Origin of the sequence: Nocardioides sp. YR527 (assembly GCF_900101045.1) — a bacterium.
Classification (GTDB): domain Bacteria; phylum Actinomycetota; class Actinomycetes; order Propionibacteriales; family Nocardioidaceae; genus Nocardioides.
Map to the genome: position 1 here is coordinate 527,286 of NZ_FNFN01000006.1, position 23,736 is coordinate 551,021.

Annotated in this window: 26 protein-coding genes; 15 read left to right on the forward strand and 11 right to left on the reverse strand. The window is 68.9% G+C overall.

The window, feature by feature from the left end:
• The gene (locus BLT25_RS20815) at positions 1-1,050 is read right to left on the reverse strand and encodes a DUF695 domain-containing protein (RefSeq protein ID WP_091049902.1); all 1,050 of its coding nucleotides are present in this window, start codon (positions 1,048-1,050) and stop codon (positions 1-3) included.
• A 94-nt stretch (positions 1,051-1,144) separates the two neighbouring features.
• Here BLT25_RS20815 and BLT25_RS20820 point away from each other — a divergent pair, with 94 nt between their 5' ends.
• A complete protein-coding gene (locus BLT25_RS20820) occupies positions 1,145-2,230 on the forward strand; it encodes a glycerate kinase family protein (RefSeq protein WP_091049904.1) in 1,086 nt (361 codons plus the stop codon).
• Positions 2,231-2,293: 63 nt separating this feature from the next.
• Positions 2,294-2,647, forward strand: coding sequence for an iron-sulfur cluster insertion protein ErpA (erpA, locus tag BLT25_RS20825; protein ID WP_091049906.1), 354 nt, complete (start codon positions 2,294-2,296; stop codon positions 2,645-2,647).
• Positions 2,648-2,738: 91 nt separating this feature from the next.
• Here the strand turns inward: erpA and BLT25_RS20830 are convergent, their stop codons facing one another.
• Entirely contained in the window at positions 2,739-2,954 is a 216-nt protein-coding gene (locus BLT25_RS20830; protein WP_091049909.1) for a hypothetical protein, read from the reverse strand.
• Positions 2,955-3,073: 119 nt separating this feature from the next.
• Between BLT25_RS20830 and BLT25_RS20835 the strand changes: the two genes are divergently transcribed.
• The gene (locus BLT25_RS20835; protein WP_091049911.1) at positions 3,074-4,057 is read left to right on the forward strand and encodes a carbohydrate kinase family protein; all 984 of its coding nucleotides are present in this window, start codon (positions 3,074-3,076) and stop codon (positions 4,055-4,057) included.
• 20 nt (positions 4,058-4,077) lie between these two features.
• Here the strand turns inward: BLT25_RS20835 and BLT25_RS20840 are convergent, their stop codons facing one another.
• Both BLT25_RS20840 and BLT25_RS20845 read right to left on the reverse strand, forming a co-directional pair.
• Entirely contained in the window at positions 4,078-4,314 is a 237-nt protein-coding gene (locus BLT25_RS20840) for a sulfurtransferase TusA family protein (protein ID WP_091049914.1), read from the reverse strand.
• Positions 4,311-5,420, reverse strand: coding sequence for a cysteine desulfurase family protein (locus BLT25_RS20845; protein WP_256328705.1), 1,110 nt, complete (start codon positions 5,418-5,420; stop codon positions 4,311-4,313). Before BLT25_RS20845 ends, BLT25_RS20840 begins: the two co-directional genes overlap by 4 nt.
• Positions 5,421-5,595: 175 nt before the next feature.
• Here BLT25_RS20845 and BLT25_RS20850 point away from each other — a divergent pair, with 175 nt between their 5' ends.
• From BLT25_RS20850 to BLT25_RS20895, 10 genes are all read left to right on the forward strand, one after another.
• On the forward strand, positions 5,596-6,486 hold the full coding sequence (locus tag BLT25_RS20850) for an aa3-type cytochrome oxidase subunit II (RefSeq protein WP_091049919.1): 891 nt from the start codon (positions 5,596-5,598) through the stop codon (positions 6,484-6,486).
• A complete protein-coding gene (ctaD, locus tag BLT25_RS20855; RefSeq protein ID WP_091049920.1) occupies positions 6,483-8,165 on the forward strand; it encodes an aa3-type cytochrome oxidase subunit I in 1,683 nt (560 codons plus the stop codon). Before BLT25_RS20850 ends, ctaD begins: the two co-directional genes overlap by 4 nt.
• Positions 8,166-8,170: 5 nt before the next feature.
• On the forward strand, positions 8,171-8,587 hold the full coding sequence (locus tag BLT25_RS20860) for a cytochrome c oxidase subunit 4 (RefSeq protein WP_091049923.1): 417 nt from the start codon (positions 8,171-8,173) through the stop codon (positions 8,585-8,587).
• Between the two features lie 150 nt (positions 8,588-8,737).
• Positions 8,738-9,946, forward strand: a complete 1,209-nt coding sequence (locus tag BLT25_RS20865; protein WP_256328706.1) for a L,D-transpeptidase — start codon at positions 8,738-8,740, stop codon at positions 9,944-9,946.
• Positions 9,947-10,096: 150 nt separating this feature from the next.
• Entirely contained in the window at positions 10,097-10,834 is a 738-nt protein-coding gene (locus BLT25_RS20870) for an HAD family hydrolase (protein WP_143033808.1), read from the forward strand.
• On the forward strand, positions 10,828-11,793 hold the full coding sequence (gene phnD / locus BLT25_RS20875) for a phosphate/phosphite/phosphonate ABC transporter substrate-binding protein (RefSeq protein ID WP_256328707.1): 966 nt from the start codon (positions 10,828-10,830) through the stop codon (positions 11,791-11,793). The genes BLT25_RS20870 and phnD overlap by 7 nt, the downstream gene beginning before the upstream one ends.
• Positions 11,790-12,554, forward strand: coding sequence for a phosphonate ABC transporter ATP-binding protein (gene phnC / locus BLT25_RS20880; RefSeq protein ID WP_091049931.1), 765 nt, complete (start codon positions 11,790-11,792; stop codon positions 12,552-12,554). The genes phnD and phnC overlap by 4 nt, the downstream gene beginning before the upstream one ends.
• A complete protein-coding gene (gene phnE / locus BLT25_RS20885; protein WP_091049933.1) occupies positions 12,551-13,375 on the forward strand; it encodes a phosphonate ABC transporter, permease protein PhnE in 825 nt (274 codons plus the stop codon). Before phnC ends, phnE (BLT25_RS20885) begins: the two co-directional genes overlap by 4 nt.
• Entirely contained in the window at positions 13,372-14,250 is an 879-nt protein-coding gene (gene phnE / locus BLT25_RS20890) for a phosphonate ABC transporter, permease protein PhnE (protein ID WP_091049947.1), read from the forward strand. Before phnE (BLT25_RS20885) ends, phnE (BLT25_RS20890) begins: the two co-directional genes overlap by 4 nt.
• The gene (locus BLT25_RS20895; RefSeq protein ID WP_091049949.1) at positions 14,247-15,098 is read left to right on the forward strand and encodes a MurR/RpiR family transcriptional regulator; all 852 of its coding nucleotides are present in this window, start codon (positions 14,247-14,249) and stop codon (positions 15,096-15,098) included. Before phnE (BLT25_RS20890) ends, BLT25_RS20895 begins: the two co-directional genes overlap by 4 nt.
• A 3-nt stretch (positions 15,099-15,101) precedes the next feature.
• Here BLT25_RS20895 and BLT25_RS20900 read toward each other — a convergent pair whose 3' ends face one another.
• The 5 genes from BLT25_RS20900 to BLT25_RS20920 form a co-directional block, all read right to left on the reverse strand.
• Positions 15,102-15,452 carry a GatB/YqeY domain-containing protein gene (locus BLT25_RS20900; protein WP_091049951.1) on the reverse strand — a complete coding sequence of 117 codons (351 nt, stop codon included), beginning with the start codon at positions 15,450-15,452 and terminating at the stop codon, positions 15,102-15,104.
• 113 nt (positions 15,453-15,565) lie between these two features.
• Complete coding sequence (locus BLT25_RS20905; protein ID WP_091049954.1) at positions 15,566-17,293, reverse strand: cytochrome bc1 complex cytochrome b subunit; 1,728 nt, start codon at positions 17,291-17,293, stop codon at positions 15,566-15,568.
• Entirely contained in the window at positions 17,290-18,453 is a 1,164-nt protein-coding gene (locus BLT25_RS20910; RefSeq protein WP_091049956.1) for a cytochrome bc1 complex Rieske iron-sulfur subunit, read from the reverse strand. The genes BLT25_RS20905 and BLT25_RS20910 overlap by 4 nt, the downstream gene beginning before the upstream one ends.
• Complete coding sequence (locus tag BLT25_RS20915; RefSeq protein ID WP_256328708.1) at positions 18,450-19,331, reverse strand: cytochrome bc1 complex diheme cytochrome c subunit; 882 nt, start codon at positions 19,329-19,331, stop codon at positions 18,450-18,452. Before BLT25_RS20915 ends, BLT25_RS20910 begins: the two co-directional genes overlap by 4 nt.
• Before the next feature lie 13 nt (positions 19,332-19,344).
• Entirely contained in the window at positions 19,345-20,010 is a 666-nt protein-coding gene (locus BLT25_RS20920) for an aa3-type cytochrome oxidase subunit III (protein ID WP_091049962.1), read from the reverse strand.
• Positions 20,011-20,148: 138 nt separating this feature from the next.
• Here BLT25_RS20920 and BLT25_RS20925 point away from each other — a divergent pair, with 138 nt between their 5' ends.
• Positions 20,149-20,559 carry an Rv3143 family two-component system response regulator gene (locus BLT25_RS20925; protein WP_091049965.1) on the forward strand — a complete coding sequence of 137 codons (411 nt, stop codon included), beginning with the start codon at positions 20,149-20,151 and terminating at the stop codon, positions 20,557-20,559.
• Positions 20,556-21,593 (forward strand): anthranilate phosphoribosyltransferase, encoded by a 1,038-nt coding sequence (gene trpD / locus BLT25_RS20930; RefSeq protein WP_091049966.1) that lies wholly within the window; start codon positions 20,556-20,558, stop codon positions 21,591-21,593. Before BLT25_RS20925 ends, trpD begins: the two co-directional genes overlap by 4 nt.
• 109 nt (positions 21,594-21,702) lie before the next feature.
• Here the strand turns inward: trpD and BLT25_RS20935 are convergent, their stop codons facing one another.
• Positions 21,703-21,981 (reverse strand): Lrp/AsnC family transcriptional regulator, encoded by a 279-nt coding sequence (locus tag BLT25_RS20935; RefSeq protein WP_091050134.1) that lies wholly within the window; start codon positions 21,979-21,981, stop codon positions 21,703-21,705.
• A 23-nt stretch (positions 21,982-22,004) separates the two neighbouring features.
• Positions 22,005-23,720: a DEDD exonuclease domain-containing protein gene (locus BLT25_RS20940; protein WP_091050137.1), complete on the reverse strand. Its 1,716-nt coding sequence runs from the start codon at positions 23,718-23,720 to the stop codon at positions 22,005-22,007.
• Between the last annotated feature and the right edge of the window lie 16 nt (positions 23,721-23,736).

Genomic DNA, 23,736 nt, shown 5'->3' on the forward strand with positions numbered 1-23,736 from the left:
TCAGGCGCGCAGGGGCCGGACGGCCTCCCAGGCAGGGTCGGTGTCGACCCGGGTGACGACGTCGCCGTGGACCCAGCCGTCGACCGTCTCCTCGAGCCGTTGCGGGGCCGAGGTGGTGGGGTCGACGTAGGCGTGCAGAAGGCGTACGCCGTTGGTGGTCTCGTGCGCCACGACGCGGCCGTCGGGGCCGAGGGTCGAGGCGAGCCGGTCCTCGAGCTGGTCGAGCTCGAGCAGGGCGTCGGGGGAGGGGAGGCCCCGCTCGGCGAAGCCGACGTAGGGGACCATCACGCCGACATGATGGGTCAGGTTGGGTGCGGTGACCGGGTGCAGGGGCACGACCGCGCTCGCGACCACCGGTCCCTGCGGGCTCTCCGCGTGGAGCAGCACCCAGGCCGGGTTGCCGTCGGGGTCGACGTACTCGGTGCGGAGGTTGCCCACGGCGACGCGCAGCCCGTCGAGGCCGAAGCCGTCGCGGGGACGGGCGGCGGTCGTCTCGACCTCGCCGATCCACAGCTCCGTGCTGGACTCGCCCAGCGCCGTGTCGAGGGCGTGGAAGGCGACCTGGAGGCGAGCGTCGTCGTCGAGGTCGGGGAAGGCCGGGTGGAAGAGGGTGAGGTCGAAGTGGGCGCCGTTCTGCCGGGCGGCGACCAGCACGTCGGCCAGCCGGATGGCGGCGCCGCCAGGGGTGGTGAGCACCGCCTCGACCGGATCCTCGACCGGCGGGCGCTGGTCGCTGAACTCCCAGGCCGAGACGTCGTCGGGCTCGGGGGCGGCGAGCAGCCAGCGGCGGGCCAGCGCGCGATGGTCCGGGTTGCCGCCCGCCGAGACGACCAGCAGCCGGCCCCCCAACGGCCCGGGTCCGACCTCCCAGCTCAGGCCCGCCTCGATCGCGTCGATCCGCCTGGCCAGCAGTGCGACCAGAGCCTTCTGGTCGTCGGCGTCGAGCGCCGCACCGCAGGCCAGGGCGCCCTTCTGGGCCCACCAGCTCCAGAAGCCATTGATCCGCCTGGTCTCTGACTCGCCGGCACTGCGCCGCCCGAAGATCCGCACGAAACGACCTTAACGCGACGCATGCGGAATGTTTACGACACCGAGAACATCAGGTGGAACGCCTCGTGCTTCCGTGCGCGGGTAGGTTTCGGCCATGCGAGTGCTGATCGCCCCCGACAAGTACGCAGGCACCCTCTCCGCCGCCCAGGCGGCTGCCGCGATCGCGGAGGGCTGGCGGCGTACGGCGCCCCGTGACGATCTCTCGCTCGCGCCGATGGCGGACGGCGGACCGGGTTTCCTCGAGCTGCTGCACGAGGTGCTCGACGGCGACCTCCACGAGGTCGAGGTCAGAGGCCCCCACGGTGAGCCGGTGACGGCACAGGTGCTGGTCGAGGGCGAGACCGCCTACGTCGAGTCGGCCCAGGCCGCCGGTCTGCACCTCACCGGCGGGAAGGGGGCCGAGCAGGCGAGCTCGTACGGAGTGGGCCAGCTGCTCCTCGCCGCCCGTGACGCCGGAGCGAGCACGGTCGTGGTCGGCCTCGGCGGCTCGGGCACCAGCGACGGGGGAGCGGGGCTGCTCGCCGCGCTGGGCGCCACCGCAGACCGGCCGCTCGATGCCGGTGTCGCCGGGCTCGAGGGCGTCACCGAGGTCACGCTCCCCGAGCCCCTGGGCCTCGAGATCGTGATCGCCAGCGACGTGGACAACCCGCTGACCGGGCTCTTCGGCGCGATCAAGGTCTACGGCGAGCAGAAGGGGCTGGCCGAGGAGACCATGCCCCGCTGGGACGGTGTGCTCCAGGACCTGGCCGCCGCCACCTCGCGCAAGACCGCGACCGAGAAGGGTGCGGGAGCGGCCGGCGGGATCGGGTTCGCACTGCTGCTCCTCGGCGCCACCCGCCGGCCGGGGTTCGACGTCGTCGCCGACCTGCTGGGGCTGCCCGAGCTGGCCGCCCGGACCGACCTGGTGATCACCGGTGAGGGGTCCTTCGACCCGCAGAGCGCCGCCGGGAAGGTGCCGGCCGGGGTCGCCAGGCTGGCCGAGCAGGCGCTGCGGCCCTGCATCGTGCTCGCGGGCAAGGTCAGCATGAGCGGGCGGGAGATGCGTACGCTCGGCATCGACGCCGCCTACTCCCTGGTCGACATCGTCGGCGAGGAGCAGGCGATCGGCCAGGCGTACGACTCACTGGCTCGGGTCGCGGCCAGAGTGGCCCGGACCTGGTCCGTCGACCATCGGGAATAACCGAGGATGTGCGACGATTGACCCTGAGACACACCCGCACCCACGCACAGGGAGCCCAGCTACATGACCGAGCAGACGACCGAACGCCGCGCCGACTCCATCAACCTGAGCGACGTTGCCGCCGGGAAGGTGAAGAGCCTCCTGGAGCAGGAAGGCCGCGACGACCTGAGCCTGCGCATCTCCGTGCAGCCCGGTGGCTGCTCCGGCCTGCGCTACCAGCTCTTCTTCGACGAGCGCACCCTCGACGGTGACGTCGTCACCGACTTCGACGGCGTCTCCGTCGTCGTCGACCGGATGAGCGTCCCCTACCTCAACGGCGCCATGATCGACTTCGTGGACAGCATCGAGAAGCAGGGGTTCACCATCGACAACCCCAACGCCACCGGATCCTGCGCCTGTGGAGACTCCTTCCACTGAGCCCGATCTGGTCCAGTACGTCAGCAGCCCCTGCCACAGGCAGGGGCTGCTGGTATTTGGTGGCCTCCTCAGTCCGGGAGGCCGAGAACCATCAGGTCAGGGCGAGGTCGTCGGCGACGTGTCCGCAGGCCTCGAGCATGGCGGCGTGACCCGGCTCCCGGGCCTGCATCCGCACGGCCGGTGCCGGGCGGGCCGTCTCGCGCACCCGTGGCGCGGGCAGGCGCAGCGCGCTGTCGGCGGCGGCACAGTCGGCGCAGAGCTGCGCAGGGCTGTCGAGGTCGTCGTACGGAACGCGCATGTCGGTCATGCAAACGACGGTAAGCACTACCAACGGGTAGCAGAAGGCGGACTCGGCGGTAATATTTCATCTCCCGTCCACGGCCGAGCCTTAACATCGCCCGAGGTCTCGCCGGTAGGGTTCCGCGCATGTCCGGTTCACTCCTGATCGCAGGCTCCATCGCCACTGACCACCTGATGAGCTTCGGTGGAAAGTTCGCCGATTCGCTGGTCGCAGACCAGCTCGACAAGCTCTCGGTGAGCTTCCTGGTCAACGACCTCGAGATCCGCCGCGGTGGCGTCGGCGCCAACATCTCCTTCGGCCTGGCCAACCTCGGCCTCGCGCCGGTGCTCGTGGGCGCGGTCGGCGAGGACTTCGCCGACTACCGTTCCTGGCTCGAGCGTCACGGCGTCAACTGCGACCACCTGCACGTCTCCGAGACGCTGCACACCGCCCGGTTCGTGTGCACCACCGACACCGCGATGGCGCAGTTCGCGAGCTTCTACCCGGGCGCGATGGCCGAGGCGCGCGAGATCGAGCTCGGCCCGATCGCCGACAAGGTCGGTGAGCCGTCGTACGTGCTGATCGCGCCGGACGACCCCGACGCGATGAAGCGCCACACCCAGGAGGCGCGTCAGCGCGGCTACACCTTCATCTCCGACCCGAGCCAGCAGCTCGCCTTCGGCGACGGTGAGCTCATCCGCGAGCTCGTCGACGGCGCCGCCTACCTGTTCACCAACGAGTACGAGTCCCACGTCCTCCAGCAGAAGACCGGCTGGTCCGCCGAGGAGGTCCTGGCCCGCGTCGGCACCCAGGTCACCACGCTCGGCAAGGACGGCGTACGCATCCAGCGCAAGGGCGAGGACGCGATCGAGCTGCCGGCCGCGAAGAACGTCGACGCCGTCGAGCCCACCGGAGTCGGCGACGCGTTCCGGGCCGGATTCCTGGCCGCGCTGGCCTGGGACTGCGAGCTGGAGCAGGCCGCCGAGGTCGGCTGTGTCCTGGCCGCCTACTGCGTCGAGACCGTCGGCCCGCAGGAGTACTCCTTCACCGCCGAGGAGTTCGTCGCCCGGGTCCGTGAGTCCTACGGCGACAGGGCCGCGGACCAGATCGCTCCGCACATCAAGAACTGACCGCGGCTCGACCAGCAATCTCAGCTGAGGCGGCGTATCCGGTATACGGGTACGCCGTCTTCTGCTTCCACCTCGCCGACGAACTCCTGCCCGCGCATGCGGGCCCAGGCGGGTACGTCGTGGTGGGCCGCCACGTCGTCGGCCGCGACGGCGATGACCTCGCCGACCTCGACGTCGCCGAGGTGGCGGCCGAGCTCGATGATCGGTCGCGGGCAGGCCTGCCCACGGCAGTCGAGGGTGACGATCGGCGCGCTCACAGGCCAGCCTCGGCGCGTAGGTCCTTCACGATCCCGGGCAGTGCGTCGAGCACGCGCTCCACATCCTCTCGCGTCGTGTCGCGGGTCAGCGACAGCCGAACGTTACCGTGTGTCAGCGCTCCCATGGCAGCAAGCACGCGAGAGGGTTCGCGGGTATCGGACGTGCAGGCCGAGCCGCTGGCGACACCGGCGCCGATGCGGTCCAGTGCGGTCACCAGCGCCTCGCCGTCGACGTACAGCGCCGAGAAGGTCACCAGGTGGGGGAGCCGGTCCTCGGCAGGGCCGGCGACGTCCACGTCGGGGATCTCCGTCCTGACCCGCTCCCGCACCAGCGCGACGAGCTCGTGCTGGCGGGCGTTGACCTCGTCGCGCTCGGCGACGACCGCCTGGAGCGCTGCCGCGGCGGCCAGCGCCCCGGGGATGTTCGTGAACCCCTGATCCGTACGCGACCACTCATCGCCCGGGAACGGCCAGCGCCAGCGGGCGGCCCTGCGCACGACCAGCACTCCCACGCCACCGGGGCCACCCCACTTGCGGGCGGAGCCGGCGATCGCGTCCCCGACCGAGGGCAACGGCAGCCGTCCCATCGCCGCGCCGGCGTCGACGAAGAGGGACGCCGGGCCTGCGGCCGAGGCGACCTCGTCGAGGGGCTGGAGCGTGCCGACCTCGTGGTTGGCCTGCTGGACGGCGACCACATCGACGTCTCCGGCCCGCACCGCCTCCCGCACCGCGGCCCCCTCGACCCGTGCCTCGCCGTCGACGGCCAGCTCGGTGACGGGGGAGCGCTGCGACCATCGTGCGGCGTCGATCACCGCCTGGTGCTCGACGGCACTGTGACCTATGCCACGTGATCCGAGCCCCAGCAGCCCCGCGTGCACGGCGGCGGTGCCCGAGGATGTGAAAAGCACCTCATCGCGACGTACCCCCAGAGCCTCGGCGACGACCTCGCGGGCGTTGGCGAGCAGCAGCCCGGCGCTACGGGCCGGCCGGTGGAGGCGGCGAGGGTCGGCGTACCCCTGCTCTGCCGCGGCGAGCAGCACTTCTCGCGCGGCGGGATGGAGCGGTTCGGCCGAGGCGGCGTCGAGGTAGGTGAAGCGGTCGGTCACAGAACCCAACGGTAGCCATACGCGACATGAGGAACCCCTGAAGATGAATCCGGAGTCGCTCGCGGTAGTCTGCCGACATCTGAGTGTTCGCATGAGAGAGAGGCTCGTAGTGGGTCTGCACTTGCCAGGGGCCGGATCGACTCCGTCCCACGCCCGCGCCCGACGTGGTGCGCTGGTGGCGACGCTGACGGCCGGCGCCCTCCTGCTGAGTGGCTGTTCGGACGAGGCGGCGCGCTTCGGCTTCCCCGAGCCACGTTCCGAGCAGGGGGAGCACAACCTCGCCCTGTGGCAGGGCGCATGGATCGCCGCGTTGATCACGGGTGCCCTGACCTGGGGGCTCATCTTCTGGGCTATCTGGCGCTACCGGCGCCGCAGCGACGCCGACGTCCCGGTCCAGACGCGTTACAACCTGCCGTTGGAGATCTTCTACACGATCGCCCCGGTCCTGATGGTGATCGTCTTCTTCGACCACACCGTCAAGGTCCAGAACGAGATGCTGGACAACGGCAACCCGACCAACGTGATCGAGGTGACCGGCCAGCAGTGGCAGTGGACCTTCAACCACGGCATCGGTGAGCCCGACCTGAGCGCTGACGAGAACCTCGTCGACGACGAGTTCCCCTACGACAAGTACGGCTACGTCGTGGGCACCGGCTCGCACATCCCGACGCTGGTCCTCCCCGAGAAGACCACCACGCGGTTCAACCTGCGCTCGGCCGACGTCATCCACAACTTCGGCGTCCCGGAGTTCGGTATGAGGATGGACGTCGTCCCGGGTCGGGTGAACCACTACTCGATCACCACGAAGGAGGCCACGGCCACCTTCGACGCCAACGCGGAGGACCTCATCGAGGGCACCACCTTCCGCGGGGCGTGCTACGAGCTCTGCGGCGTCTACCACGCCCGGATGATCTTCAAGGTCGCGATCCTCTCCGAGAGCGACTACAAGTCCTACGTCGACACGCTGGCGCAGAACGGCTTCGAGGCCGACCGCCCGCTGCTCGGTGGTGGCAAGTCCACCCGCCCCGCTGACGACATCGCGAACCACGAGGAGGAGGGCGAGTGACCGCCACCGCTGCACCCCCGGTCGCCGGCGGTCGCAAGCCGCTCGGCAAGCAGATCTACCAGCTGCTGACCACCACCGATCACAAGCTGATCGGCAAGATGTACCTGGTCACGTCGTTCGTCTGGTTCCTGATCGGCGGCCTGATGGCGCTGCTGATGCGCTCGGAGCTGGCCTTCCCGGGTCAGCAGGTCGTCAACGACGAGCTGTTCAACCAGCTGTTCACGATGCACGGCACGATCATGCTGCTGCTCTTCGCGACGCCGCTGTTCTTCGGCTTCTCCAACGTGATCATGCCGCTGCAGATCGGCGCACCTGACGTCGCCTTCCCGCGGCTCAACATGTTCAGCTACTGGCTCTACCTGTTCGGCAGCCTCATCGCGGCCAGCGGCTTCCTGACCCCGACCGGCGCAGCCGACTTCGGCTGGTTCGCCTACACGCCGCTCTCCAGCGCGCAGTACTCGCCGGGTGTCGGTGGCGACCTGTGGATCATGGGTCTCTACATGGCCGGTCTGGGCACGATCCTCGGCTCGGTCAACTTCATCACCACGATCATCTGCATGCGGGCGCCGGGCATGACCATGTTCCGGATGCCGATCTTCACCTGGAACACCCTGGTCACCTCGCTCCTCGCGCTGATCGCGTTCCCGATCCTCGCGGCTGCGCTGCTGATGCTCGAGTCCGACCGGCAGTTCGGCTCCCACGTCTTCGACGCCGCCCATGGTGGCCCGATCCTGTGGCAGCACCTGTTCTGGTTCTTCGGTCACCCCGAGGTCTACATCATCGCGCTGCCGTTCTTCGGCATCATCACCGAGATCCTCCCGGTCTTCAGCCGCAAGCCGATCTTCGGCTACATCGGCCTCGTCGCCGCGACCCTCGGCATCGCGATCCTCTCGGTGGCGGTGTGGGCGCACCACATGTTCGTCACCGGCGCGGTCAACCTGCCGTTCTTCTCCGGCATGACATTCCTGATCGCGGTGCCGACAGGTGTGAAGTTCTTCAACTGGATCGGCACGATGTGGGGCGGATCGGTCAGTTTCGACACCCCGATGCTCTGGTCGATCGGCTTCTTGACGACCTTCCTCTTCGGTGGTCTGACCGGCATCATCCTGGCGAGCCCGCCGCTCGACTTCCAGGTCTCCGACTCCTACTTCGTGGTCGCGCACTTCCACTACGTGGTCTTCGGAACCGTCGTGTTCGCGATGTTCGCCGGCTTCTACTTCTGGTGGCCGAAGATGACCGGCCGGATGCTCGACGAGCGCCTCGGCAAGGTCCACTTCTGGCTGCTGTTCGTCGGCTTCCACGCGACCTTCCTGGTCCAGCACTGGCTCGGTGTCGAGGGCATGCAGCGACGCATCTCCGACTACCTGCCCAGCGACGGGTTCACCTTCCTGAACCAGTTCTCGACGGTCGGCGCGTTCCTGCTGAGCCTGTCGATGCTGCCCTTCTTCTACAACCTCTACGTCTCCCGCAACGCCCCCAAGGTCGAGGTGGATGACCCCTGGGGTTGGGGCCGCTCGCTGGAGTGGGCCACCGCCTGCCCGGCGCCGCGCCACAACTTCGTCTCCATCCCGAGGATCCGTTCGGAGTCCCCGGCCTTCGACCTCCACCACCCGGAGATCGCCGCGCTGGAGAACGATGAGGACGACCTCGCCTCCACCAGCTCCAACAAGGAAGGCTGACCCCGATGAAGTCTGAAGCCTGGATCTTCGTGGTCTGCACCGCCTTCATGGTGCTGGTCACGCCGGCCTACTGGTTCATCACCGCGGCCTCCGAGGAGGGCGGCGACTGGACCGGCACCTCGGCGCTGGTGATGTGCACGCTGCTGTTCGCGATGATCACCATCTACCTCGGCTTCCACGCCATCAAGATGGACCCGAGGCCCGAGGACCGCGAGGATGGTGAGATCGCCGAGGGCGCCGGGGAGTACGGCTTCTTCCCGCCGTTCTCGTGGTGGCCGCTGTGGGCGGCTCTCACCTTCGGTCTGGTCGTCCTCTCGGTCGCGATGGCGGCCTGGTGGCTTCTCATCATCGCCGCCGTGCTCGGTCTGCTGGCCCTCGCCGGCTGGAACTTCGAGTACTACCGAGGCGAGTTCAAGCACTGAGCAGATGAACGCCGACGGGGCCCGATCCAACACGGATCGGGCCCCGTTTCCATTCTTGGGCAGCTCTTGGTGATGCCCGGTAGGGTTATCGCGCCCACGCCCCGGTTCGGGGCGCGGGGGTAAATGAATCAGGTCTGGAGCAGCCTCACCGTGTCAACGCAGTCACCGTTTCACCGTTCGTCCCTGCTCGCCCGCCGCCGGGTGCTGTTGACCACGGCAGCGGCGGCTCTCGCGCCGGTGCTCGCCGCGTGCGGGGCGGACTCGGCCTCGAAGGAGCCCAAGAAGCCGGCCGAGCCGACGGTGCAGATCACCCCCAACATCGAGAACGACGCCACCGGCGTCGCGGTCGACAAGGTCGTCAAGGTCGATGTGGCCAAGGGGCGTCTCGACGAGGTCATGCTGACCGGTGCCAAGGGCACCAAGGTGCGGGGCACGATGACCGAGGACGGGCTCAGCTGGAGCGCGGGGGAGGTGCTCGAGCCGACCGCCTCCTACATCCTGGCGGTCACCGCGACCGGTGACGACGGCCTGGAGCAGACGAGCGAGATCAAGTTCTCGACCGAGGATCTCGGCCTGGACCGCCAGACCTTCCCGTCGATCGCGCCGCTCGACGGCGAGACGGTCGGTGTGGGGATGCCGATCATCGTGACGTACGACCTGCCGGTGAAGAACAAGGCCGCCTTCGAGAAGAAGATGGTCGTCGAGTCGACCCCGAAGCAGGACGGGTCGTGGTACTGGGTCAGCGACAAGGAAGTGCACTACCGCCCGCGCACCTACTGGCAGGCCAACTCCACGATCAACGTGAAGCTCAACATCAACTCGGTTCCTGCCGGTGGCGGCATCTTCGGCCAGAAGGACCGTGAGATCACCTTCAAGACCGGTGACGCGCACATCTACCGGGCCAACGCGCAGACCCACCAGATGGAAGTCTTCAAGAACGGGCAGAAGATCAAGACCATCCCGATCACGACCGGCAAGGAAGGGTTCATCACCCGCAGCGGCGTGAAGGTGATCATCGAGAAGTTCAAGCGCAAGACCATGAACTCCGAGACCATCGGGATCAACCAGGGCGACCGGGAGTACTACAACATGGAGGGCGTGAAGTGGGCCATGCGGCTGACGTTCTCCGGAGAGTTCATCCACGGCGCGCCGTGGTCGGTCGCGCAGCAGGGCAATGCCAACGTCTCCCACGGCTGCACCGGGATGAGCGACGAGAACGCCAAGTTCCTCTACGACATGACCCGCCGCGGTGACGTCGTCGAGACCGTCGGCACCAACCGGGAGATGACCTTCAGCAACGGCTGGGGCGACTGGAACACCTCCTACGACGAATACCGGGCGGGGTCTGCACTCGCCTGAGTCGATCTTGTGCATTGCAGTAATTAGCGTGCGACACCGTGTGGTTGATGCTTGCGCCCGAAAGCGCCTTTACCTACGTTCCACCTGACACGTAATCGCGTTGCGCAGGGCTGACCCCGACGGCCCGCGCCGCCCTGGAAGGTGGACTCGTTGCCTCGGCCTGTGCTGGTGCTCGACCTGGACGGCACGGTGTGTCTCGGAGACACACCGGCACTTCTCTACGCCACCCGGGTGGCGGACCTCACCGACGCCCCTGAGGCGCTTCTGGCGACCGCAGAGGCCTTCCTCGGGCAGAGACTGCCCGAGACTGCTCCGAGGACGCTGACGGGCGCTCAGGACGGCTATGAGGCGGTCAAGATCCTGGGCCTGGCGGCCGGGGTCTCCGAGGAGCAGCTCAGTGCCGCGTACGTCTCGAGCCGGGCGGCGATCAGCGAGCACCCGGGTGACATCCGCACGCCCGAGGGGCTGGTCGATCTGCTCGGCGGGATCGACGCGCACCGGGTGATCCTCACCAACTCGCCCGGCGGCAGCGGACTGGACGCGATCCTGGAGCACCTCGGCGTAGGCGACGTGGTCGACGAGGTGCGCACCGACGCGCTCAAGCCGACCCGGATGAAGGGGCACCTGGACGCCTTCCTCGAGCACGTCGGTGCCGCCGACACGCCGGAGTGGTTGATGTCGGTGGGCGACATCTGGCGCAATGACCTTGCCCCCGCCGTCGAGCGTGGTTGTGTTGCTGCATACGTTGACGCCTTCGACCGCCGGCAGGGACCGGCCCATGTTCGTGCAGGATCGTTCGTGGACCTGTACCCCGCAGTCTCGGACTGGTCGAATGACCCGTCATCCTTCATAGCAGCTCACCCCCTCAAGGAGTCTGTCCAATGTTGAGAACCCCCCGGTTGCTGGCGGTCGGTGCCGCCGCATCGCTCGCCCTCTCGCTCGCCGCCTGCGGCGAGGACAGCACTGCGCCCGCGGAGGACCCCGAGGAGATCGTGCTGTCGCTGGTGCCCTCCGGCGACGTCGACTCGATCACGGAGAGCGCGAAGGGCCTGGAGTCGTTCCTCAGCGACAAGATCGGGATCCCCGTACGCGCCGAGGTGACCGAGAGCTATGCCGCCGCGATCGTGGCGATGAAGGCCGACCAGGCCCAGGTCGCGATGCTCGGCCCGATCGGCATGGTCCAGGCCGAGGACCAGGCCGGTGCGGTGCCGGTCCTGCAGTCGGTGCGCTTCGGCTCCGGGACCTATCACACCCAGTGGTTCACCAACGACCCCGAGACCTACTGCGCCGACGAGGTGAAGGTCGTCGAGGGCTTCAAGTACTGCAACGGCACCGACGCCGCCGAGACCGGTCCCGTCGGCGAGGAGGCGATCGCCAAGATCGAGCCCGGCACCTCCATCGCCTTCGTCGACCAGGGCTCCGCCTCGGGCTACTACTACCCGGCCACCCAGTGGGGTCAGGTCACCGGTGGCGACGCCCTGGTCGACCTCGACGCCCAGTTCGCCGGCGACCACGACGCCGCGGTCCTGGCCGTGGCGCGCGGCGACTACCCGATCGGGGTGAGCTTCGACGACGCCCGCGAGGAGGTCGCGGCCGACGAGCCGAAGGTCGCCTCCGAGGTCGTGGTCTTCGCCTACTCCACCGAGATCCCCAACGACGGCATCGTCGTCGCCGCCGGCCTCTCCAAGGAGCTGCGTACGAAGGTGACCGACGCGTTCACCGCGATGGCGAAGGACCCCAAGGGGCTCAAGACGCTGGAGGCGGTCTACGAGATCGAGGGTCTGGAGAAGGTCGACACCGCCGCGCTGAAGAAGGCGAAGTCAGTGGAGGAGAACTTCGGCGAATGAGCATCGTCTTCGACGACGTCTCGGTGGTCTACCCCAACGGCACCCGTGGCCTGGACAAGGTCTCCTTGACCATCGCGGCAGGGGAGTTCGTCGTGGTCGTCGGACTCTCGGGGGCGGGCAAGTCGACGCTCATCCGCACGATCAACGGCCTGGTGCCGGTCACCTCGGGATCGCTGTCGGTGGGCGGGACCGAGGTGGCCACGGCGCGCGGGCGGCGACTGCGGCGGTTGCGCGCCGAGATCGGGATGATCTTCCAGGGTTTCAACCTGGTCTCCCGGCGCTCGGTGATGGGCAACGTGCTCACCGGCCGGCTGCACGCGCAGACGATGCTGAGGTCGGCCTTCGGCATGCACACCAAGGCCGACAAGGAGATCGCCTTCGAGGCCCTCGAGCGCGTCGGGATCGTCGAGAAGGCGTGGGTACGCGCCTCCCAGCTCTCCGGCGGGCAGCAGCAGCGGGTCGCGATCGCCCGGGCGCTGGCGCAGCAGCCGTCCGTCGTGCTCGCCGACGAGCCGGTCGCCTCCCTGGATCCGCCGACGGCCAACCTGGTCATGCGTGACCTGCAACGGATCAACCGCGATCTCGGTATCACCACTGTGGTCAACCTGCACTTCCTCGATCTGGCTCGGCGCTACGCCGACCGGATCATCGGCATGCGCGCGGGCCAGGTGGTCTTCGACGGCCCGGCGGCCGATGCCGACGACGACGTCTTCGAGAGGATCTACGGCCGCTCGCTGACCGCCGAGGACGTCTCTGCATGAGCCTGGCCACCCTCGAGCGTGCGGACGGCGCGCCGAAGCAGGTACGTCCGGCGAAGCCGCCGCCGAGCCCGCTGCTCATCGGTGGCGTCCTCGGTGCCGTGGCCGCCACCGTCGTGGCCGGTTGGGCGATCGACTTCTCGCTCGCGCCCGTCATCGAGCAGTGGCCCATGCTGACGATGATCCTCGAGGAGGTCGTGCACCCCGAGTGGGCGGAGATCACCGACCCGTCCTCGCGGCTGTGGATCGCGATGAAGGAGACCGCGGCCATCGCGGTCATCGCGACCTTCGTCGGCTCTCTGATCGCCCTCGGCGTGGCTCTGCTGGGCTCCAAGGTCAGTGCGCCGCCCGCGGTCTTCCGGGTCACCAAGTCGGTGATGTCGATGATCCGGTCGCTGCCAGACATGGCCTACGCACTGGTCTTCGTCGCCGTCGTCACCGGTCCGCTCCCGGGGATCCTGGCGCTGACCATCTTCAACATCGGCATCGTCGCCAAGCTGACCGCGGAGAGCATCGACGCCGTCGACCCCGGCCCCCTGGAGGCGCTCGACGCTGCCGGGGCGACCCGCTGGCAGCGGGCCCGGGTCGCGATCGTGCCCGCGGTGCTGCCCAACTACGCCTCGTACGTCCTCTATGTCTTCGAGCTCAACATCCGCGCCTCCGTGGTGCTGGGGGCGGTCGGAGCCGGCGGGGTCGGGCAGCTGATCATGCTCTACTTCAACCGGGCCGACTATGCCCGGCTGGCGGCGGTCGTGATCGTCATCTTCGTGGTGGTCATCGCGATCGACCTGCTCTCCCAGTTCCTGCGACGGAGGCTGGTATGAGCTCGGCGACCGCGACCACGCGGCCGAAGCCGCCGCCGAAGTGGCCCTACACCGTGGCCGGGCTGGCGCTGATCGGCATCGTGCTGGTGGCCGGATGGTCGCTGGACGATGCCAAGTGGGAGCGGCTGCCGCAGTTCCCCGGCGAGATCCTGCAGTACGCCGGCCAGATGCTCGACGGCGTGCTCACCTGGCCGGGAGGGCATCCCGAGGGCCAGTCCGACCCGGACCTCACCTACGGGGACTGGTGGCTGCAGGCGCTGAAGCTGATGGGGGAGTCGGTGGCGCTCGCCTGGATCGGCACCTGCGTGGGGGCGCTGTTCTCGTTCCCGCTGGCGTTCCTGGCCGCCTCCACCACCGCGCCGCTGGTCCTGCGCGTGCCGGTGCGGCTCTTCTTCAACGCCATCCGCGCCGTCCCGGAGATCCTGCTCGCGGTGATCGTGATGCTGCCGCTGTTCGGGCTCAACCCGATGGCCGGAGCGATGGCGATCGGCATCCACTCGATCGGCTCGCTCGGCAAGCTGACGCTGGAGAACATCGAGGCGGTCGACCCACGCCCCGTCGAAGCCGTCACCGCGGCCGGTGCGACGTGGTGGCAGCGGATCCGCACGGCCGTCATCCCGCAGATGATGCCGGAGACCGTGGCGTTCTGGCTCTACCGCTTCGAAGTGAACATCAGGGCAAGCGCGATCCTCGGCGTCGTGAGCGCCGGTGGAATTGGTGCGTTACTAAACCGTGTCCTTCGGGGCCGAGAGTGGGAGTGGGGTGGAATCATGCTAGTTGTGATCATCATCGTGACGATCCTGGTAGACCAGCTGTCCGCAGCGCTGCGTCACCGGATCCTGCACGGCGCCGAAGCCACTGCGGTGGCGGCATGACCAGCGCGCCGGTTCTCCCAGCCATCAGGGCCGCGATGCCGCGGCTCAACCCTTCCGAGCGCGCGGTCGCCGAGGTCGTGCTGACCCGTTCGGAGTGGGCCATCGAGGCGACCACCGCCGAGATCGCCGCCGAGGCCTCCGTCTCGACCGCGACCGTGGTCAGAGCCGCGCAGAGACTCGGGTTCCGCGGCTTCCCGCACCTCAAGGTGCTGCTGGCGCGCGACCTGGGCACGGCCAAGACCGAGACGACCGAAGGAGGCAGCCCTCTGACGGTGGTGCGCTCCTTCTTCGCCGACATCGCCGACTCCGCCTCCGACATGGTCGGGCTCCTCTCCGAGGAGCAGGTCACCCGGGCCGTCGAGCTGCTCGCCGAGGCCCGCTCGATCCTGGTCGCCGGCACGGGCGTCTCCTCGCCGGTCGCCCAGGACATCGCGATGAGACTGGGCTCCCAGGGGCTGAGCACCGTCGCGCCCAGCGATCACCTCGACCAGCTCATCCGGGCCCGTCTGCTCCAGCCGGGCGACGTCTGCGTCGTGGTCAGCGGCACCGGTGCCACCGCGCCCACCATCCAGGTCGCCCAGGCGGCCGTCGCCGGGGGAGCGGCCGTCATCGCGCTGACCTCCTTCACCGGCACCCAGCTGACCAAGCTCGCCGAGGTCGAGCTGGTGACCCCGCAGGGCGGTCGCGCCGGGTTCCGCCAGGAGCTCGACTCGATCATCCGGATCCCGCAGCTCATCCTCGGCAACGCGCTCGTCGCCGCCGTGGCGGCCCGCGACCCCGAGGCCGCGGCCAACGTACGTGCCCGGGTGCTCGAGGTCGTCGGCGGCGAGCTCGACCCGCAGGGCTAGTCCCTAGAGATACACCGCGAGCAGCTCCGCCTCAGCGCGGAGCTGCTCTGCTTTTTCGCCCGCGCCGTGGGACTCCAGGTCCGTAGCGGCGCTGAGGCGCTCGCTCTGCTCGCCGGTGATGATGCCGCGGATGTCCTCGTCGCTCAGGTCGCGCCGCGCGGCCTCGGTGGCGCCGACGCCGACCGTGGCGCCGGCGATCGGTCCGTCTACCGAGAGAGCCGTCTCCGCCACCGGCAGCGCCTCCGCGTTGGCGATGGCAGCCAGCGTGGAGCGGAGCACGGCTGTCGCCGTGGTGTCGCGGGCCTTGCGTGCGGCGAGGAGGTCGGCTCGGAGTCGAGCCTGGAGGCCGGTCATGTGGGCGACCCTAGGATCGCGCACCGGGCGCGGGCAACCGGGTTTCGGCCCCTGAAACGCACGTGGCGCCGTCCCCCGGAGGGAACGGCGCCACGTGGCGTACTTCTTCAGCGTCAGTGGCTGAGGGGCTCCTCGATCGCCGAGTGACGGTGATCGTCGAAGTCGTGACCATCGACCTGGTGACCCTCGTGGGCAGCCAGCGCGTGGGCCTCGTGCTCGGCGTGGTGGTGCGCCTCGCTGAGCTCCTCGGGCGTGGGCTTGTCCACGTCGTGGTCGTAGTAGAAGGCCCGGAGCTTCGCGCGGAACGACAGCTTGCCGTTCTTCTTCAGCTCCGGCTCCTCGCCGGCCCGGCCGCGGTCGCGGACGGTCATGGCGAAGGCCTCGTCCTCGGGAAGCGGCAGGTGCTTCTCGTGGTAGGCGCCCTCCGGCGTACGGATGACCGTGCCGGTCTCGTAGCCGTGCAGCAGCTTCTCGTTGTCGTGACGCTGCAGCGAGATGCACCAACGACGCGTGATGATGAACGCCGCGATCGGACCCAGGAACACGAACGCCCGCAGGAAGTAGGTGATCTGGTTGATCGAGAGGTCGAACTTGATCGCGATGATGTCGTTGCCGCCCGCGGCCCAGAAGCCCGCGTAGAACGTCATCAGCGCGACGAACGTGGCGGTGCGGGTCGGAGCGTTGCGCGGGCGCTGGAGCAGGTGGTGCTCGCGCTTGTCGCCGGTGATCCAGGCCTCGATGAAGGGCAGCATCAGCACGACCATCCAGGCCGCCATCGGCAGCACGATGACCGGGAAGAAGATGTTCCACGACCAGGTCGAGCCCCAGAAGTGCGACTCCCAGCCCGGCATGATGCGCAGCGCGCCGTCGGGCCAGCCCATGTACCAGTCAGGCTGCGAGCCCGCGGTGACCTTGGTCGGGTCATAGGGGCCGAACTTCCACACCGGGTTGAGCGAGAAGAAGGCACCGAGCAGGGCGGTCACACCGAAGGTGATGAAGAAGAAGCCGGTCATCTTGGAGATGTAGTTCGGCACCATCGGGTAGCCGACGACGTTCTTCTCGGTGCGTCCGGGTCCAGGCCACTGGGTGTGCTTGTGGTAGATCAGCAGGATCAGGTGGGCACCGATCAGGGCCAGCAGGATCGCCGGGATCAACAGCACGTGGATCGTGAACAGGCGCGGGATGATGTCGTCGCCTGGGAACTCGCCTCCGAACAGGAAGAACGATAGGTACGTCCCCACGATCGGGATCGCCATCATGAACCCGTCCGCGGCCCGGATGCCGGTGCCGGAGAGCAGGTCGTCGGGGAGCGAGTAGCCGGTGAAGCCCTCGAGCGTGCCGAGCAGCAGCAGCGTCGCGCCGATGACCCAGTTGATCTCACGCGGCTTGCGGTGCGCGCCGGTGAAGAAGACGCGCATCATGTGGATCATCATCGAGGCGATGAAGAGCATCGCCGCCCAGTGGTGGACCTGGCGCAGCAGCAGACCGCCGCGTACGTCGAAGGAGATGTCCAGCGTCGAGGCCATCGCCTCGGACATGTCGATGCCGCGCAGCGGCGCGTAGGAGCCCTGGTAGGTGATCTCGGCCATCGAAGGCTTGAACCACAGGGTCAGGAAGGTGCCGGTTACCAGCAGGACCACGAAGCTCCACAGCGCGATCTCACCCAGCATGAACGACCAGTGGTCGGGGAAGATCTTGCGGGAGAGGAACTTGCTCAGACCGCCGATGCCGAGGCGCTCGTCGGCCCAGTTCGCGGCCGCGCCTGCCTTGGTCGGCTTGCCCGCCGGGGCAGCGGCTTCGGTGCCGTTGCTGGCGGCAACCTTGGACGTGTCGGTGCTCACTGGCCGCCCTCCTTGTAGCCGTACTGCTCAGCGTCCGCGGCGTGGTCCTTGGACCAGTCGTCGAAGATCTCGTCGATGTCGTAGGTGTTGCGCTCCCAGAAGCTGACGCCCACAGGCTCAGGGTAGTCCGAGAGGGCAACGAGGAAGCCGTCCGCGTCGACGCCCAGGGGCAGCTGGGGCAGGTGCCGGCCGGCCGGACCGAAGATGACCTTGCCGTGGTCGGCGAGGTCGAAGGTCGACTGGTGGCACGGGCACAGCAGGTGGTGCGTGGTGCGCTCGTTCAGCGAGATCGGGCAACCGACGTGGGTGCAGATCTTGGAGTAGGCCACGATGCCGTTGACCGACCAGTTGCGGGTCACGTCGTTGTCGATGTCGGCGGGGTCCATCCGCAGCAGGATGGTGGCCGCCTTCGACTTGGCGATCTGCAGCGGCGCGCCGTGCAGGCTGCCGTCGAAGATCGTCGCCGGCTCGGCGTTGACCAGGTCACCGACCTCCAGGTCGCCCGGGCGGATCGGGGTGCCGACCACGTCGCGTACGACCCGCACGCCGGCATCCCAGACGGTGTGCTCGAGACCGGCGCCCGGGTAGGGCTGCTCCTCGGTGATCTGGGCGTTGGTCTGACCCAGGTCCCTGAGGATGACGACCGCAGGCAGACCGAGCAGGGCGGCCGAACCGATCATCGCGTTGCGGATGAAGGGGCGGCGGGCCATGCCGGACTCGTGGAGCGCGGCCTTGAGCTCGGCGACGGCGGCCTCGCGGGTGGCGGGGGAGGAGGCTGCCGGGTGGCGGTCCTCGGAGTGCTCGATGTCGATGACGAGCTTGCGGGCCCACTGGATGACGCCGATGCCGAGGAAGAGCAGGGCGAAGCCGAGGCTCGATCCCAGCGCCAGGTTGGAGGCGCCGAAGCCGGCCCAGACGTCACCGTCGTAGCCGGGCTCGATGGCGAAGTAGGCGACGACGAAGAGCACCGAGCAGATCGCCGAGAGGGCGAAGAAGAGGCTCACCTGACGCTCGGCGCGCTTCTCCGCCTTGGGGTCGACGTCGGTAGGACGCCAGTGATGCTCGTGCATACCCGGGTCGGGCAGCAGCGCGTCGGTGTGCGCGTTGAGCTCTGGGTGCGAGTCGTCGTGCTTCTCGATCTCGCTGAGGTCGCTGCTCACTTGGCAGATCCCTTCTTGGTCTGGTTGGTGCGCGTGGTGTGCGCGGCGATCCAGATGGCGAAGGCCACCAGGACGCCGAGCCCGACCACCCAAGCGACGATACCTTCGGTCACCGGGCCGAGCGCGCCGTTGTTGAAGCCGCCGTAGTCGGGCTGCTCCCTCATCGACTCGACATAGGCGATGACGGCCTTCTTCTCCTCCGGGCTGATGTTGCCGTCGGAGAAGGTGTCCATCGACTGCGGACCGGTCAGCATCGCCTGGTAGATGTGCCTCGGGTCGGTGTCGAGGATGCTCGGAGCCTCGCCGCCGCGCGGCATCGCGCCGCCGGCGCCGGTGAAGTTGTGGCAGGCGGTGCAGTTGGTCAGGAAGATCTGGCCACCGAGAGCGACCGCCTCCTCCCGCTCCTCCTCGGAGGCGAAGGTGTCCGGGTCGTACTGCTCCCGGTCGGGGACGGCCGGGCCGGGGCCGAGGCTGGCGACGTACGCGGCCAAGGCGTCGATCTCGTCCTGGTTGAAGCTGGGGTCCTTGACCTCGACCTGGGCGCCGGGCTGGGCCATCGGCATCCGGCCGGTGCCGACCTGGAAGTCGACGGAGGCGGCACCGACACCGATCAGGGAGGGGCCGTAGAGCTTCCCGTTCTGGGTGGTGATGCCCTCACCGTTGGAGCCGTGGCAGGTGGAGCAGTTGATCATGAAGAGCTCTTTGCCCTCGGCGACGAGAGCAGCGTTGTCCTTCTCCTGCTCGGCCTGGGAGGCCGGGGCGAGCGCGGCGTACGCGCCGCCGGTGCTCAACAGGGCGACCAGGAGCACGGCGGCACCGGCCAACGGGCGGCGACGGTGCCGCGACAGTCGACCGACGGAGCGGTTCAGTAGACGCACATTCAGTCCTTGGTCACTTGAGGAGGTAGATGGTCGCGAACAGGCCGATCCACACCACGTCGACGAAGTGCCAGTAGTAGGACACGACGATCGCCGAGACGGCCTGCTCGTGGGTGAAGCGCTTGGCGACGTAGGTCCGGCCGAGCACGAAGAGGAAGGCGATCAGGCCGCCGGTGACGTGCAGACCGTGGAAGCCCGTCGTCAGGTAGAAGACCGAGCCGTAGGGGTCGTCGGGGCCGGTGATGCCGCTGTTGAGGGCGATGCCCTCCTGCACCAGGGCCGCGTACTCGGTCGCCTGACCGGCGATGAAGACCGCGCCCATGAGGTAGGTGAGGATGAACCACTCACGCAGGCCCCACAGACGGACCGCGAACAGGGAGCCCTTACGTCCGACCTGGCCGCGCTCGGCGGCGAAGACGCCGAACTGGCAGGTGAACGACGACAGCACGAGGATGGTCGTGTTGACCGCCGCGAACGGGATGTTGAGCCCGTCGGTGTTGGCTTGCCACTGCTCGGGGCTGACCGCGCGGATCGTGAAGTAGGCCGCGAACAGCGCCGCGAAGAACATCAGCTCGCTGGAGAGCCAGATGATCGTCCCCACGCTGACCATGCTCGGACGGTCGTGATGCCCGTGCAGGCGGGCTGTTGGAAGAGTCGATACTGTCGCCACGCCCGCCATTATGTCCTGCCCCTTTCCCAGAGTCTTCTTGGGACCCTGTGTGTCGTGTTTCAGGGTGCTGCTACACCTTGAGACACCGCTCAGGTTCTGGGTGTGACATGTGGCCGCGGGGCATGGTGTTGGCGCTAGCATCGGGGTGTGACCGACACCACCTCGAATTCACTGAAGATCCTCGTCTACAGCGACGACGTCGACGTACGCAAGCAGGTGATCCTCGCTCTGGGGCGCCGCCCCCATCCCTCCCTCCCGGAGGTGGAGTACGTCGAGGTGGCCACCGAGCCGGCCGTGCGCGCGCAGCTCGATGCCGGCGGCCTGGCGCTGGCGGTGCTCGACGGCGAGGCGGCTCCGGCCGGCGGGCTGGGGATCGCGAAGGCGGTCAAGGACGAGGTGCGCGACGCTCCGCCGATCGTGGTGCTCATCGGTCGTCCTCAGGACGCGTGGCTCGGCACCTGGTCGCGTGCGGAAGCCACCGTGCCGCACCCGCTCGACCCGTTCGAGCTGGCCCGGACGGTCGTGGGGCTGTTGCGGCCCGTTAACGTTGGCGCATGACGTCCGCGCCCAACTCCTGGCCCGAGGTCCTCACCACGCTGGTCGCGGGACAGTCACTGTCCGCGCATCAGGCCGCATGGGCGATGGAGGAGATCCTCTCGGGAGAAGCGACGCCCGCGCAGATCGCCGCCTTCGCGGTCGCGCTGCGCGCCAAGGGTGAGACCGTCGACGAGCTCGCCGGGGTCGCCGACGGGATGCTGGCCAAGGCCAACCCGATCTTCGTGCCCGGGCGAGTGCTCGACATCGTCGGCACCGGTGGTGACCGGTCCTTCTCGGTCAACATCTCCACGATGTCGGCGATCGTCGCGGCCGGTGCCGGGGCCAAGATCGTCAAGCACGGCAACCGCTCCGCCTCCTCCAAGTCGGGATCGGCCGACGTGCTCGAGGCGCTCGGCATCCGGCTCGACCTCGACGTCTCCCGCGTCGGTGAGGTCGCCGAGGAGGCCGGGATCACCTTCCTGTTCGCCGCCGCCTTCCACCCCGCGATGCGTCACGCCGCCGCCGCGCGGCGCGAGATCGGCATCGCCACCGTCTTCAACCTGCTCGGTCCGCTGACCAACCCGGCACGCCCCGCCTCCTCCGCGATCGGCTGCGCGGATACTGCCGCGGCCCCCGTGATGGCCGGTGTCTTCGCCCGCCGCGGTGTCGATGCCTGGGTCTTCCGCGGCGACGACGGCCTCGACGAGCTCACCACCACCACGACCTCGCACGTGTGGATGGTCTCGCAGGGAGTCGTGACCGAGGCGAGCGTCGAGCCCCTCGACCACGGCATCGGCCGCTCCACCGCCGAAGACCTGCGCGGCGACGACGCGGCCTACAACGCCTCTGTCGTCCGCCGTCTGCTCGCCGGGGAGAAGGGGGCCGTACGCGACGCGGTGGTGCTCAACGCCGGCGCTGCCCTCGCGGTCCACGACGCCGGCTCCGGCAGTGTCGACGAGCGGCTTTCCGGGGGCATCGCCCGTGCTGCGGAGTCGATCGACTCCGGTGCGGCTCAGGGTGTGCTCGACCGGTGGGTCGCGGCTACTTCTCGCTGATGTAGAGGATTGCGCGCCGAGTCGGCGCAACCGCACGCCTCGCTCGCTTCGCTTCGCTCCAAGGCGTGCAGTTGCGCCGACTCGGCTACACCCCGACGGGCTGCGCCCGTTAGTCCAGGCCGATGGAGAAGGCGGCTTCGAGGTCGACCTGGGAGTAGGTGCGGAAGGCGATGTGGGTCTCGGTCTCGAGCACACCGGGGACCTTGTTGACCTTGTCGGCGACGACGTTGGCCACCTCCTCGTGGGCACGGACGCGCACCAGGGCGATCAGGTCGATCTGGCCGGTGACGGAGTAGACCTCGCTGACGCCGTCGATGGCGGCCACGGCCTCGGCCACCTCGGGGATCTGGGAGACCTCGGCATTGATGAAGACGATCGCTGTGATCACGCAGGTCACGTTAGCCGATCCGCCTAGAGCGCTGCTGCCCGACGGCCCGCACCGCCGATCGGGCAGGTCCACTCGCCCTCGATGTGGGCGAGGCGTACGCCTGGGGACTCGAGCCAGCGCAGCACCAGCTCGGTCTCCTCGGCGCTCGCGGCCGGCACCGGACCCGGGGCGGCCAGGACCGTCTCGGCGCTGAGCTGGAGGTCGGCGACGTAGGCGTGGGCGTTGGCCTCTCGCGGGATCACCCCGGCCCCGGCGAGGCGCCCGTGCCGGACCACGTGGACCGCCCAGCGGCCGTCGTCCTCACGCCGGATCGCGGTGAGGTCGGGCAGCCGGGTCAGGGCGGTGAGCCGCTGGGTGCGCGCGGCGGCGCGCAGGTAGGAGGTCAGCCGGTCGCGGTGGACGGCCGCCTCCTCGAACCTCTCCTGCTCGGCCAGGCCGGTGAGCCGCTCGGTGACGGTCTCGACCACCTCGTCGGGCCGGTGGAGCAGCGACTCGCGGACGCGGGCGACCAGGGTCGCGTACGTCTCCGCGGGGACGCTCTGGTCGCACGGGCTCAGGCAGCGGTGGAGCTCGGCGAGGACGCACGGGGTCTTGCGCGGCAGCAGCGGGAGCCGGTCGGCGCACTGCCGGATCGGGAAGGTGTCGTGCAGCGCCTGGATGGCCTTCTCGGCGACCTTCTTGGAGCCGAACGGGCCGAGATAGTCGGCCTCGTCGTCGAGCACCTGCTTGACCAGCGACAGCCTGGGCCACGGCTCCTGGGTGAGCTTGACGAAGTGCATCTTCTCCGGGCGTCGCGAACGGCGGTTGTAGGGCGGCTTGTGCTCGGCGATGAGCCGCAGCTCGCGCACACCCGCCTCCAGCGCCGTCGCGCACTCGATGCCCTGCACGGTCGCGGCCAGCCCGACCATCTCACCCATCCGGGAGCGGGTCTCGGAGGCGGTGAAGTAGGTGCGTACGCGAGTGCGGAGGTCCTTGGAGGTGCCGATGTAGAGCGCCCGGCCCTTGTCGTCCTTGAACAGGTAGACGCCGGGGGCGTGGGGCAGGTCCTCGGCCAGATGGCGCTTCTTGCGCTGGGCGGTGGTGACCTTGGCCGAGAAGACCGAGAGGTCCTCGAGGGTCTGCACGCCGATGTTGCCGAGCCGCTCCATCATCCCGTGGAGGACGTCGACGGTCGCGCGCGCGTCGGAGAGGGCGCGGTGGTTGGGGGTCGTGGGGGAACCGAAGACCCGGGCCAGCGAGCCGAGCTTGTGGTTGGGCGCCTCGTCGCGGGTGACCACCCGGCGGGCGATCTTCACCGTGTCGAGCACCTCGAAGCGCGGCCAGGGCCGCTCCTGCTCGGCGGCGAAGTGCTTGAGGAAGCCGACGTCGAAGGGGGCGTTGTGGGCGACCAGCACACAGCCCTCGGCGAACTCGAGGAACGCCGGGAGCACCGACTCGATGGTGGGGGAGGAGGCGACCATGGAGTTGGTGATCCCGGTCAGCAGGGCGATCGAGGGCGGGATGCCGGTGTGGGGATTGACCAGCGTCTGGAACTCGCCCAGCACCTCACCGCCACGCACCTTCACCGCGCCGATCTCGGTGATCATGCCGCCGTTGTCCGGGCTGTTGCCGGTGGTCTCCAGGTCGACCACGCAGAAGGTCAGGTCGCGCAGCGGCCTGCCGAGCTCGTCGAATCCCCGTTGGGCCTCCCAGGCGCCGGCCTGCTCACGCTGGCGGCGCGCGACGGCCCGGGCTCGCATCTCCTTGCGCGCTTCC